At 54.2% G+C, this 13379-nt stretch carries 13 protein-coding genes; 7 read left to right on the top strand and 6 right to left on the bottom strand.

Translation table 11 applies throughout. The annotated features are described in order from the left end of the window. On the top strand, window positions 1-301 hold a 301-nt coding region (locus tag BM114_RS08090), incomplete at its 5' end, for a transposase (protein WP_218151482.1). 194 nt (window positions 302-495) lie between these two features. Here BM114_RS08090 and BM114_RS08095 read toward each other — a convergent pair. After that, window positions 496-732 (bottom strand): GlsB/YeaQ/YmgE family stress response membrane protein, encoded by a 237-nt coding sequence (locus tag BM114_RS08095; RefSeq protein WP_092112267.1) that lies wholly within the window; start codon window positions 730-732, stop codon window positions 496-498. 168 nt (window positions 733-900) lie between these two features. On the opposite strand from BM114_RS08095, the gene BM114_RS08100 reads away from it, so the two are divergent. The 5 genes from BM114_RS08100 to BM114_RS08120 are packed head-to-tail and all read left to right on the top strand — an operon-like array spanning window position 901 to window position 6802. Beyond that, window positions 901-1773, top strand: a complete 873-nt coding sequence (locus tag BM114_RS08100) for a hypothetical protein (protein ID WP_092112269.1) — start codon at window positions 901-903, stop codon at window positions 1771-1773. 4 nt (window positions 1774-1777) lie between these two features. Beyond that, window positions 1778-3289, top strand: coding sequence for a TolC family protein (locus BM114_RS08105; RefSeq protein WP_092112271.1), 1512 nt, complete (start codon window positions 1778-1780; stop codon window positions 3287-3289). Window positions 3290-3310: 21 nt separating this feature from the next. Beyond that, window positions 3311-4297, top strand: a complete 987-nt coding sequence (locus BM114_RS08110) for an HlyD family secretion protein (RefSeq protein ID WP_092112273.1) — start codon at window positions 3311-3313, stop codon at window positions 4295-4297. 24 nt (window positions 4298-4321) lie between these two features. After that, entirely contained in the window at window positions 4322-5485 is a 1164-nt protein-coding gene (locus BM114_RS08115) for an ABC transporter permease (protein WP_092112275.1), read from the top strand. 3 nt (window positions 5486-5488) lie between these two features. After that, on the top strand, window positions 5489-6802 hold the full coding sequence (locus BM114_RS08120; protein WP_092112277.1) for an ABC transporter permease: 1314 nt from the start codon (window positions 5489-5491) through the stop codon (window positions 6800-6802). 136 nt (window positions 6803-6938) lie between these two features. On the opposite strand, the gene BM114_RS08125 is transcribed toward BM114_RS08120, so the two are convergent. Continuing rightward, complete coding sequence (locus BM114_RS08125; RefSeq protein ID WP_092112279.1) at window positions 6939-8042, bottom strand: Mrp/NBP35 family ATP-binding protein; 1104 nt, start codon at window positions 8040-8042, stop codon at window positions 6939-6941. 113 nt (window positions 8043-8155) lie between these two features. Between BM114_RS08125 and BM114_RS08130 the strand changes: the two genes are divergently transcribed. Beyond that, window positions 8156-9991: a glycosyl hydrolase 115 family protein gene (locus tag BM114_RS08130; RefSeq protein WP_092112281.1), complete on the top strand. Its 1836-nt coding sequence runs from the start codon at window positions 8156-8158 to the stop codon at window positions 9989-9991. A gap of 18 nt (window positions 9992-10009) precedes the next feature. On the opposite strand, the gene trmB is transcribed toward BM114_RS08130, so the two are convergent. From trmB to xseA, 4 genes are all read right to left on the bottom strand, one after another. Continuing rightward, window positions 10010-10780: a tRNA (guanosine(46)-N7)-methyltransferase TrmB gene (trmB, locus tag BM114_RS08135; protein ID WP_092112283.1), complete on the bottom strand. Its 771-nt coding sequence runs from the start codon at window positions 10778-10780 to the stop codon at window positions 10010-10012. Between the two features lie 6 nt (window positions 10781-10786). Further along, window positions 10787-11803 (bottom strand): branched-chain amino acid aminotransferase, encoded by a 1017-nt coding sequence (locus BM114_RS08140; protein WP_092112285.1) that lies wholly within the window; start codon window positions 11801-11803, stop codon window positions 10787-10789. 80 nt (window positions 11804-11883) lie between these two features. Continuing rightward, the gene (gene xseB, locus BM114_RS08145; protein ID WP_092112287.1) at window positions 11884-12075 is read right to left on the bottom strand and encodes an exodeoxyribonuclease VII small subunit; all 192 of its coding nucleotides are present in this window, start codon (window positions 12073-12075) and stop codon (window positions 11884-11886) included. Window positions 12076-12080: 5 nt separating this feature from the next. Beyond that, complete coding sequence (xseA, locus tag BM114_RS08150) at window positions 12081-13376, bottom strand: exodeoxyribonuclease VII large subunit (RefSeq protein WP_092112289.1); 1296 nt, start codon at window positions 13374-13376, stop codon at window positions 12081-12083. Window positions 13377-13379 lie beyond the last annotated feature (3 nt).

Below are 13379 nucleotides of genomic sequence, written 5' to 3' on the forward strand. Positions count from 1 at the left end.
ACTCTTCGAGCATCTCTTCGACCAGGGCATCCATCTCGTGCATGGCCTCAAGGCCAACATGAAGAATAAGCTCATGCCCATGTGGGACAAGATCATGCTCAGAAAAAGGTACATCATCGAGTGTATCAACGAATTGCTCAAGAACAAGGCCAACCTCGTGCATTCACGACACCGGTCCATACACAACTTTATGATGAACCTATGCTCGGCTCTCGCGGCCTACTGTTTCTTTGACAACAAGCCGGAGGCGCTGCCAGTGCATGTGGAGAAATCAAGACAATTAGAGCTATTTGCATGGTAATCTTATCCCGAACTCGCGTATATATGGAACTATGAAAACCATGCGCCCGGACACAGAACCGGCCGGCATGCCACAACTTCGCTTCGTCCAAGACAAAGCAGACCCGCGGGAATATCCCTATGAATGCTCTCCACGGCAGAATACCCCTTGGAAACAGACTGTCGTGTCTTGCTCCCGAGGCAAGTATAGCCCCTCTATTTCTTGGTGAACAGCGAGACTATCCACAGCAGGAGCACGGCTCCCACAACGGCGGTGCCTATCTGGCCGAGGGTTCCACCCCAGCTAATACCCAGCCAGCCAAGCACATTACCACCAAGCCAGCCACCTACGAGGCCAAGCAGCAAATCGATGACACATCCCGACCCTTCATGCTTGAAAAGACGGCTGGCAATGAAGCCGGCAACAATTCCTATGATAATTGTCCAAATCATAATTGCAGTTCCTTTAATGTTTATCGTCAGCAAATATACGACTTTTTGTTCTAATTTTCCATAAAAATATCAATTTTTAAGATATTAAAGAATTGAAAGAATGGTTTTCCTTGGAAATTAGGCAGAAAAACTATAACTTTGCAAGTGGTTTACGCATTAATCACGATTATGAAGACAAAGATTTTACTCCCACTGATTCTCCTACTCCTGTTGCTGATCGGCGGCTTGGTGTATCTCTACCTGAACCTCGACCGGCAGAAGCAGGAGAACAAGGCTATGCAGGAACTCGCCGAGCTTGACAAGCAGGAAATGGAAAACCAATACCAGCAGTTCGCACAGCAATACAGCGAGATGAAAACCCAGATAAACAACGACTCCATCGTCGCTCAGCTCACCGCGGAACAGGAAAAGACCCAGAGGCTCCTCCGTGAACTCAAGGAAACGAAGAGCTCCGACGCACGGGAAATCACCCGGCTGAAGAAAGAACTGGCCACCGTGAGAGCCGTCCTGCGAAGCTATGTGATGGAGATTGACTCGCTGAACCGCCTGAACCAGAACCTCGCGGCAGAGAATACGCGCGTGAAAGGACAGTATGAAGAGGCCACGCGGCAGATTGAAACCCTCAGCACCGACAAGGCATCGCTCTCCGAGAAAGTGGCCATTGCCGCCCAGCTCGACGCCATCGGCATCAGCATCCAGGCCAAGGACAAGCACGGAAGAACCACCGACAGGGTGGCTAAGGCCAAGGTGTTGCAAGTAAACTTCTCGCTGGCAAAGAATGTTACGGCCCAGAGCGGCATGAAGAACATCTATGTGCGCATCTCCTCTCCGGCGGGCGGAGTGCTCGGAAACGCGGGCACCTTCAACTACGAGAACCGCAGCCTGCAGGCCTCCATGAAGAAAAGCGTGGAGTACGGAGGCCAGGAGACGCCCGTCTCCATGTACTGGAATGTTACGCAGGCACTGGTCAGCGGCACCTATAGTGCCAGCATCTTTGCCGACGGAAACATGATAGGATCTAAAAGTGTTACTTTAAAATAGACGGATGAAGAAGGTATTTTTAGCGATAGGCTTCTGCCTCATGGCATTCAACCTGCAAGCGCAACGAGTGCTGAGCCTCGACAGTTGCCGGGCTCTGGCATTGCGCAACAACAAGCAGCTGAATGTATCACGGCTGAAGCAGGATGTGGCCATGAATCTACGCAAGGCCGCACGCACCAAATATCTGCCGAAGATTGACGCATTGGGAGGCTACGAATACTTCAGCAAGGAGATTTCCCTGCTCAACAACAGGCAGAAAGCGACATTGAACGGGCTGGGCTCCAACATCGTAGCCGGTGCCTCATCCACGCTCAATACAGACATCGGCAACATCCTGACAGGGCTTGCACAGCAGGGCATCATCACCCCGCAGGCCGCCCAGCAGTTAGGCGCCATGCTCCAGCAGGCCGGCAGCAGCATCGGTGCTCCCCTCGCCCAGGCCGGCGACCGGTTCGGGCAAAGCATTGCAGACGCCTTCAGGACCGACACGAGAAACATCTGGTCGGGAGCCGTCATGCTGCGCCAGCCCGTCTTCATGGGGGGAGCCATCATCGCTGCCAACCGTCTGGCCGACCTGGGGGAAGACCTGGCCCGGAACGACCTGAGCCTCAAATCGCAGAGCACTCTCTATGACATAGACCAGACCTACTGGCTGGTGGTATCATTGAAGCAGAAGCAAAAGCTGGCCCTGAGCTTCAAGAACCTCGTCAAGAAGCTGAGCGACGATGTCCACAAGATGATCAGGGAGGGGGTGGCTACCAAGGCCGACGGCCTCCGGGTGGATGTAAAGGTAAACGAGGCTGACATGGCCGTTACCCAGGTCGACGACGGACTGGTGCTCGCCAAGATGCTGCTCTGTCAGCTGTGCGGCCTTCCCGCCGACGAATCCATCACGCTTCTTGACGAAGACAAGGAGAATCTTTCCACGATAAGCGCCGCGGAAAGCTACTCCGCCGACTCCACCTACAGCAGCCGGCCGGAAGTAAGAATGCTGCAAAATGCCGTCGACATGAGCAAGGAAAACACCCGGCTCGTGCGTGCGATGTATCTCCCGCACATCGCGCTCACCGGCGGCTACATGATCTCAAACCCCAATGTGTTCAACGGTTTTGAGCGCAAGTTCTCCGGAGTATGGAATGTGGGTGTGCTGGTTCAGGTTCCCCTGTGGAACTGGTTTGAGGGAGTCTACAAGGTCAGAGCCACCAAAGCTGCCACAAGCATGGCCATGATGGAGCTCGGCGATGTGCAGGAAAAGATAAACCTGCAGGTTACCCAAAGCCGCTTCAAGCTCAAGGAGGCGCAGAAGCGCCATGCCATGGCGCAGGAAAACATGAAGAGCGCGGAGGAAAACCTGCGCTGCGCAAACCTCGGATTCAAGGAAGGCGTGATGCAGATTGCCGATGTCATGGCAGCCCAGACTGCCTGGCAGAAGGCTCAGAATCAGAAAATCGATGCCGAAATAGAGGTGAAACTGGCACAAGTAAACCTGCAGAAGGCACTCGGCATTTTGGAATAAGAAAGAAAAAAGAATCAAGATATGTCAGCAAAACAACAACACAACAACATCCTCTTAGCCGTTCTGGGATTCATTGCGGTGGTGGTTATCGTTGCCCTTATCGGCTTCTTCACACTTGGAAGGCAAGAGGACATCGTACAAGGCGAGGTTGAGGTTTCAGAGTATCGCGTGTCATCCAAGCTCCCGGGACGAGTCGTCGAGCTCCGGGTAAAGGAAGGCGACTATGTACATGCCGGCGACACGCTTGCCATATTGCAGGTTCCGGAGGTAGACGCGCAAAGAAATGTGGCGCAGGCTACCGGCGAGGCGGCCAAGGCCATACAAGACCTTACCGATGCGGGAGCCCGCAAGGAGCAGATTCAGGGTGCCTACCAGCTCTACCAACAGGCACAGGCGGCCAGCGAAATTGCCAGGAAAACCTACACCCGCATGCAGAATCTGTATGACGAGGGAGTAATCAGCGGCCAGAAGCGCGACGAGGCTTTCGCCGCCTACAAGGCAACGGAGGCTCAGGTAAAGGCTGCCAAGAGCCAGTACGACCTTGCCCGCAACGGCGCCCGCGAGCAGGAGAAGCAGGTAGCCGCAAAGAATGCACAGGCTGCGAAGAGCGCCGTGGAGGTGGTAAACTCACTTTTAAAGGAAACCGTACAGGTGTCGCAGGTGGAAGGCGAAGTGGCCAATGTCTATCCGAAGGTGGGCGAACTCGTGGGCCTGGGATCGCCCATCATGAGCATATCCGTGATGAGCGACCTGTGGGGAACCTTCAATGTGCGGGAAGACAAGCTGAAAGGGCTCAAGGTGGGCGACACCTTCACGGCATTCTCTCCTGCCTTCAATAAAGACCTGAAGATGAAAGTCTTCTATATCAAGGACGAGGGTTCCTATGCCACTTGGAAGGCCACGAAGACCACGGGGCAGTATGACCTGAAGACATTTGAGGTGAAAGCCCGGCCTACCGACAAGTTCGAAGGGCTCCGCCCGGGCATGAGCCTGATTATCAAAGAATAGTATTGCGCTGTCAGGAGAGGTGGAATGCTGAAACAGATATACCATATCGCAGTAAGGGAATGTGGAATTCTAAGGAAGAATCCCATCTATGTGTTCTGCATGGTGATATTCCCGATTGTGTGCATCCTCTTCTTTACCTCGCTGATGAACGAGGGCCAGCCCATAGAGATGCCCGTAGGCGTCGTAGACCTGGACAACACCGCCACCTCTCGCAGCATGATCCGCACGCTCGACGGCTTCCAGACTTCGCATGTGGTGGCCCGGTATCCCAATGTGAATGAAGCCCGGCAGGCCATTCAGAGAAATCAGATATTCGCCTTTCTGTATATTCCGAAAGGTACGACCAGCGAGCTGCTGTCGTCCCGGCAGCCGAAGATTTCATTCTATTACAGCAGCGTTACGCTCGTCGCGGGCTCCACTTTGTTCCGCGACTTGAAGACCGTTGCCACGCTGGGGTCCGCCGCCGTGGGCTCCGCCAAGCTGTCGGCAGTAGGCAAGACAAGCAGGGAAATCGCCACTTCCCTCCAGCCCATTGCCGTCGACCTGCACATGATAGGCAACCCGTGGGGCAACTATAATGTCTATCTGAGCACCTCCATGCTGCCCGGCGTGCTGATGATATTCATCTTCCTCATCACCCCCTACTCCATAGGCACCGAGCTGAAGTTCAAGACTTCACAAGAGCTCATCCGCATGGCAGGGGGCAACATCCATGTGGCCATTGCCGGAAAGATGCTGCCGCAGCTGCTGATCTTCCTGGCAATGTTCTACGGCTATGAGTTCTATATCTTCCATATCCTCCAGTTTCCGCACCCCGGAGGCATCGTCCCCATCCTCCTGGCAGGGTTGCTGGCGGTGCTGTCGGCCCAGGCGTTCGGCATCTTTGCCTTCGGTCTGATGCCCTCCCTGCGCATGTCGATGAGTATATGTTCGCTGTGGTCGGTGCTCAGCTTCTCCACGAGCGGCGCCACCTATCCGCTCTTTTCGATGAGCCCGATGATCGAGGCACTGGCCCAACTGTTCCCCCTGCGGCACTATTACATGATCTACCAGACAAGTATCTTCAACGGATTTCCCCTCTCCGACTGCTTTTGGAACATCGGTGCGATGATTATCTTCATAGCACTCCCGATGCTTACCATCAATCATATCAAGACTGCCATGGAGAAATATGTCTACATTCCATAGCCTATGAGAGAAGACGGACTACTGCATCGCATCACGGAGGGCCTCAAGGACATGTGCTATATATGGGCCAAGGAAATGCGCTCCACCATCACCGACGAGGGAGTACTCATCTTCTGCGTGCTCGTGCCGCTGTTCTATCCGCTGCTCTACTCGTGGATTTACAACAACGAGGTGGTCAGGGATGTCAGCGTAGCCGTCGTAGACCTCGACCATTCGCACGCAAGCCGCCAGTTCATCCGCATGTTCGACGGAGGAAGCGACACCAAGGTGGCCTACTACTGCAACAGCCTTGACGAGGCAAAAACGCTCGTCGGCAAGCAAGCCGTCCACGGAGTGCTCTACTTCCCAAGTGATTTCGAGAAACGACTGAACCGCGGAGAGCAGGCACATGTGGGCGTTTACTGCGACATGAGCCTGATGCTTACCTACAAGGCTATCTACCAGACGGCCCAAGCTGTATCCCAGGACATAAACTCGAAGATACAGATATCGCAGTCGGGCGGCTTTACCAATCGCGACGATGAGATTTCCACCAAGCCCCTGGACTTTGATGAAGTGCCCATCTTCAATGCCACCGGAGGCTATGGCAACGCCATCCTGCCGGGCGTGCTGATACTCATCCTGCAGCAGACGCTGCTCCTCGGCATCGGCCTCTCTGCCGGCACGGCGCGCGAGAACAACCGCTATCAGGACCTCGTGCCCATCTCGCGCCACTATAACGGCATCTTCCGAATCGTGCTGGGCAAATCGATGTGCTACTTCATGATCTACAGTGTCATGGCGGCTTACATCACTCTGTGCGTGCCCCACTTCTTCTCGTTCACCTCCATGGTAACGGCCAAGACGCTCATCGGGCTGATGCTGCCCTATCTGCTGGCATGCATCTTCTTCGGGATGGCCCTGTCGTGCCTGGTAAGATACCGTGAGAATGTGATGCTCCTGGTGGTATTCACCTCGCTGCCCTTCCTCTTCATGACGGGCATCAGCTGGCCACAGACCAACATCCCGGGCATCTGGCAGGGCATAGCATGGCTCTTCCCCTCCACCTTCGGAGTGCGTGGATTCATGCGCATCAACGAGATGGGGGCCTCTCTGGCCGATATCCAAGTGGAATATCAGGCACTCTGGATTCAGGTAGTGGCCTACTTTTTCCTGACCTGTCTGGTCTATCGCTATCAGATTCTGCACACGCGGCGGCACGCTTACGACCGCTTAGAGGTGCTGAAACGCAAGGCCCGGGAAGCCCGCGAGCGCAAGGCGACACAAGTAGCAGCCATGACAGCAGAGCCTTCAGGCGACAGCACGGAACGCCCATAGCCATCCTTTCTTTTCCTCCTTGCCGTTAACAGCTTGACAAAATCGCCGATTTTATTCATAAAAATCGCCGATTTCATTGAACGAAATCGGCGATTTTGTAAAGCTCTCTATAGCCTCCGTGAAAACTCACGACGGCCTAATCGTTCTTCACATGCAATATCTGCGTCTTCGGCTTCTCGCGGTTACGCTTGTTGGTTACCGTAACCACGGCCTGCGCAAGGTTGATAAAGGCCTGCCCCGTAGCGGTCTCATAGTCGAGGGCCGAGGGCGTTCCCCCGTCGCCGTTCTCGCAAATGCTCTGCACGATGGGTATCTGCGCCAGCAACGGCACGCCCATTTCCTCCGCCAGACGCTTGCATCCCTCACGGCCGAAGATGTAATACCGGTTTTCGGGAAGCTCTGCCGGAGTGAACCACGCCATGTTCTCCACAAGGCCCAGGATGGGCACATTCACCTTTTCATTGCGATACATGTCGATGCCCTTGCGTGCATCGGCCAGCGCAACGCTCTGCGGAGTAGACACGATAACGGCTCCCGTGATGCTCAGCGTCTGCAAGAGCGTCAGGTGAATGTCGGAAGTGCCGGGAGGAGTGTCAAGGATAAAGTAGTCCAACTCTCCCCAGTCGGCGTCGGCAATGAGCTGTTTCAGCGCCGAGGTGGCCATCCCGCCGCGCCAGAGAGTGGCTGTGTCGGGATTGACGAAGAAGCCGATGGACAACATCTCCACGCCGTATTTCTCAACGGGCTCTATCAGGTCGCGACCGTCCTTGTGCACCCCATAGGGGCGGACATTCTCCACGCCGAACATCTTAGGCATCGACGGGCCGAAGATGTCGGTGTCGAGCAGTCCCACCTTGTAGCCTAACCGCGCCAGGGAGATGGCCAGGTTGACCGAGACGGTCGACTTCCCCACTCCGCCCTTGCCGGAACTCACGGCGATGATGTTCTTCACCTGGGGCAGCAACTTCTCCACTTCGGGACGCGGGGCAGACCTGAACTCGGTCTGGATTTCCACCTCCACCTCCTTGCCCACATGGTAATGGATGGCCGCCTCGGCAGCTTTCACGGTCGACTTGAGGAACGGGTCGGTGTCCCGGGGAAACAAAAGCACGATGCGCACCTTCATGCCGTTGATGCTCGGCGTGTCTGCCAGCATCTCACTCTCTATCAAGTTCTTCTTCGTACCCGGATAGATCACGGTAGCCAAGGCATCGGTGATAAGCTTGGGATATAATGTCATAATTGTTTTTATATATTCTTCTATCCTACAAAATTACACAAAATAAGTAGGATGAGCAAGCCAAGAGGAGGAAAAATTTGGATATTTCGGTTTTTTACCGTAACTTTGCAATAATGAAATCAAGAATCCTCATCACGCTTTTCGTCAGCCTCCTCGCCCTCTCCGCGATGGCAAAAGAGGTGGTATGGTTCAATGGTCGCCAAAGTGTCTCCTACCAGTTTCACGGCAAAAAATCGCTGATTATCGACATGGCCCTCGACCTCTTCAGCGACGACATGCACCAGCTCACCGGCAAGCGGGCTGAATCCCGTGAAGGAGGAACCATCGAGATCTTCGAGCTCGACAAGCTGAAAGACAAGGATTTCATCCAGCTGCAGAAGCGGAAGCTCCCCATCGAGCGCATCATCGCCAAGGAAGACGCCTTCTATATCGGATGCCAGGGAGGGAAAATCGTGGTCGTAGGCAGCAACACTTACGGCACGGCTTACGGCATACTGGAGCTCTCGCGCCTTGCGGGAGTCTCTCCCTGGATAGGATGGAACGACGCCCGCCCTGCGCGAAAGCACTATCTCGCCCTGAAAAGCGACTTCTACACCGTGCAATGGCCATCGGTCGAGAAGCGCGGTTTCTATGTAGACAACAGCAAGTTCGACCAGCGAAGCCTCACGGAACTGCTTCTCCGTCTGCGCGGAAACACCCTCCTGCATAAGCCCGCCACGGCAAAAGACGGCACCAAGGTGCTGCAACTGCCCGAGCGCTGGCTGCCGAGCACGCAGCCCGGATTCATCTATTGCGAGATGCAGCAGGCCTATCGGCACGGCGCGACGCATGAATGGATCATGAGCCTCAACAACCCGAGGGTGGACGCCTACCAGCTCTCGCTCTTCATGGACATGGCCTGGAACATCAGCCGCATCAACGAATCGAATATCCAGTCGCACTATGGAGAATGGCTTGCAGACATGTTCGGAGAGCATGCTGCTGCCCGATTGCTACCCGTGATGACCGAATATTACCACCTGGTCGGCATCCGCAAGCCGGAACAGATGAATGTGGAATTTGCCGCCGATGCCTTCGGCAATGAGCTCGAACGCTACATCGACAACTACAAGGATGTGGCTTCGGCGCTCACGCCGGTGGAGAAACTCATCCCGGAACACCTGCAGGACGCATACTTCGCAACGATAAAATATCCCGTATATGCCGCCTGGGCCATGGCCACCAAGCAGCTTCAGGCCTTGGAGGCACGGCATATCGGGCGGCCGGAGTCGTTTCTGCACGACTCGGAAGCACTGCAGTCGGCCGTGCGCAGCTGGAAAGCCCACGGGGAAATCCTGCAGCTCACCGCTTATTATAACGACAACTTGGCTCGTGGGAAATGGAAAGGCACGCTCGACATCACCGACAATCCGCTGATTCTCGGCGAGCCGCAGTTCCCGAAAAAGATTACAAAGAAAGAGATAGAGAAATACGGAAACGCACCGCATGTGCCCTTCAGCATGGATACAGACAATGCCCTGGTAAAGAACGCAGCAGACTACCGCAAGGCTCCCCGGGGCTCACGAGCCATCCAGATGCTGGGACACAGCATGAAGGCCATTACCGTTCCGCAAGGCGAGAGCCTCTCATTCTCGTTCTATTCGGAGTGGGAAGCCGACGCAGTCATCCGGATTGCGGTCATTCCTACATCTGGCGACCACCGTTTCTATGTCAATGTGGATGGGAAAATCTATGACTTTACCGATACGACAGACCCGGAATCCGCTCAGGGAATTGCCGATGCCGAGCGTGGACAGGCCGTGAGAAACCTCAAGGTGCACCTTACGCGCAATAGCCACAGCATCGATATCCAAGCCGTAGGGGATGCCGTCGTCGTCGATCAGGTCATGGTCGACTACAATCCTTATCGCATATTCTATATGTTCCCCATAGCTCCGGCCCTGCATTAGGCAAGGAAGCCCAAACCCTTACTTTGCGGTCTTCCGGTCAGAACGCTTCTCGCGATGATAGCTGCGATAGTCGTCCAAAGGAATCTCCACCTCCGGCTCCGTGAGCTCTCCTTGCCTTGGCAAGCGGAATTTCTGGTATCTTATGTTCAGTCCTCTTTCTATCCACATCGACTCATAATAGGTCTGGATGCCCAGAATCTTGCTCGTCTCCTCGTCAATACCCTCCGTATGATAGAGGTCTTCCGTCCTGAAGAGCAGGGGAAGGTTATTCACATCCACCACATAAGAGGTATAAGTGAAGAGAAAATTCGAGTCGGTCTTCAGGTGGATGAGGCCTCCGTCGACAAGAAAGTTGCGGTATCGGTTCAGGAAGAACGGGCTCGAAAGGCGCTTACGGGCGTTTTTCATCTGGGGATCAGAGAATGTAAGCCATATTTCCCGCACCTCGTCCTCCGCAAAAAAGCGGTCTATCATCTCGATATTGGTGCGCAGGAAAGCCACATTCTGCAGGTTTTCCTCCAACGCCATCTTGGCTCCCGTCCACATACGGGCGCCCTTGATGTCGACTCCTATGAAGTTCATGTCCGGGAAAAGCTTGGCCAAGCCTACCGTATATTCCCCCTTTCCGCAGCCCAGTTCGAGGATAATGGGATTCCCGTTCTTGAAGTATTGCTCGCCCCAATGCCCTTTCATGGCAAACGGAACCTTGCTGACTACAGAAAAGGGAGCCTGGAAGACATTCCTGAATGTCTCCATTTCAGCAAACTTGGCCAACTTTCCTTTGCTCATAAAACACTATTCTACAACTACGGTTGTCCATCCATGCTTGTCCTCAAGGGTTCCATACTGAATACCTCGAAGGGTATCATACAGCTTCCGGGACCACGGACCCGGTTCCTCGCCGTATTCAATATGGGCGCCGGTGTCAAGGTCATCAATGTAAGAAATCGGCGAGATGACCGCCGCCGTGCCGCAGGCACCCGCCTCCTCAAAGGTTGCCAGCTCCTCGTAAGGTATCTGACGACGCTCCACCTTCATGCCCAAGTCCTCGGCAACCTGCATCAGACTCTTGTTGGTAATGCTTGGAAGAATGGAAGAAGACTTCGGCGTGATGTATGTGTTGTTCTTGATGCCGAAGAAATTTGCCGCCCCGCACTCGTCCATATACTTCTTTTCCTTCGCGTCGAGATAGAATTCCGACGCATATCCCTTTGCCGCGGCCAGGTTATGGGCATACAGTGAGGCCGCATAGTTGCCGCCCACCTTGTATTTGCCGGTACCCAACGGAGCCGAACGGTCATAGTTATGGACGATGGCGTAAGGGTTACTCTGGAAGCCGCCCTTGAAGTACGGGCCTACGGGAGTTACTAAAATGACAAACATATAGTCGCGAGCGGCATGAACGCCTACCTGCGGCGTGATGCCTATCAGCAATGGGCGGATGTACAAGGTGGAACCGCTCTCGTAAGTGGGAACCCACTCCTGGTTGAGCCGAACCACCTTTTTCACCATCTCCTCGAACATTTCCGTCGGAAGCTCAGGCATTACGATGTAGCGGCAAGTGCTCTGCAGCCGCTTCGCATTCTCGTCCATGCGGAAGACGCGAATCTTTCCGTCGGGGCAGCGATAGGCCTTCAGCCCCTCAAAAGCCTCCTGGCCGTAATGCAGACAGGCAGCCGCTATTGATATATTGAATGTATCCTCTGAACAGACTTCTATCTCGCCCCACTGGCCGTTGTGGTAATAGCAACGCACATTATAGTCCGTCTTCATATACCCGAACGACAAATTCTCCCAATCGATATTCTTCATTGTTTTCTGATTTAAAAGTGATACTTTGCTACAAAAATACGAATAATTCCACACTTCAGCAAATATTCCTCCGAGAAAACTTACTTTTCGTCGAGAGCTTTCTTGACTTCTGCATCTGTCTTGGTCAGCTTATCCTTACAAAGCTTTATCAGTTTCTGCGCAGTCTTGAGCTTTTCCGTGAGATCGTCGATGTCAAGCTCGTCGTTCTCCATCTGCTCCACGATTTCCTCAAGTTGCCTGACAGCCTCTTCATATTTGATTTCCTTCGCCATATCGTTTACTTTATGATTGATTTAATTGTGCCATTTGCCACCCGCGTCTCTATCTCATAGCCGCTCTTCAAGCTGTCCGCGTCTTTCACGGCGCACCCCTCGTAAAGCGTTATAGAGTATCCACGCTTCAACATCAGCTGGGGATCCATCAGGCGGAGCTTTTCCTCAAGCAACCTGATTTGCTGCCTCTTTGCCTCCATGAGGCGGCCTACAAGCGCGTTGATAGCCACTTCGCGTGCGCTGAGCTGCCACCTCTGACTCTCCAACTTGCCCTGAACCCTTGAGGCGAAATCCCTCATGAGGCCGTCCAGGCGCAACTCCTGCCGTGTCCGGAAAAGGCGGAACAATGCCGGAATTTTCTCTGACAGACGAGACAACCGCATGCGCTCGTATTCCATCCGCCGGCCAACGAGACTCAACAAGGCTTCCTGCGCCTCCATTATGCGCATATAGACCCTTGAGAGATGGTCGACCAAGAAGGCCGCGGCGGCAGTCGGGGTCTTCACCCGAGTATTCGAAACCATGTCCAGGACACTCTCGTCGCGCTCATGTCCGATACCCGTTATAATCGGCAGAGGGAAGTTTGCCACATTCTCTGCGAGGCTGAGCGTGTCGAAACCCGACATGTCCGCCGTGGCTCCCCCGCCCCTTATGATTACCACGACATCATAGTCGTCAAGTCTTTCATTGATGGCATTGAGGGCGGAAATCACGCTCTGCTCCACCTGCTCGCCCTGCATGATGGCAGGGAAAAGCGTGGGATGGAATACGAGGCCATACTCGTTGTTATCCAACTGATTGCAGAAATCGCCATAGCCAGCCGCCGTCTCGCTCGATATCACGGCTATCCGCTGGGCAAAAAGGGGGATTGCCAGTTCCTTTTGCAACTCAAACACTCCTTCTTCCTGCAACTGCCGGATAATTTCCTGACGCTTCCGAGCCATGTCGCCAAGCGTGAATGTCGGGTCGATATCCGATATATTATACGAGAATCCGAATGCCTCGTGGAAGGTGGCCTTTACTTTCAGCAAGACCTTCAGGCCGGCATGCAGCGACTGGCCGGTTACGCTCTCAAAGTGGGCACGCACATACATCCACCTCGCTTTCCAGCAGATGGCCCGTGCCCGGGCTATCGGCGTCTTGCTGGACTCGTCCTTCTGCACAAGCTCCATGTAGCAATGTCCCCTGTCGTTGACTTCCGAGAGTTCTGCCTCTACCCAATATTCATCGGGCATGGAAACCTCTATCGTCTCGCGGACGAGTTCGTTGAGTTCGTAAAGAGTCAGGGTATGCTGCGCCATATA

Source organism: Prevotella sp. KH2C16, from assembly GCF_900113305.1.
Taxonomy (GTDB): domain Bacteria; phylum Bacteroidota; class Bacteroidia; order Bacteroidales; family Bacteroidaceae; genus Prevotella.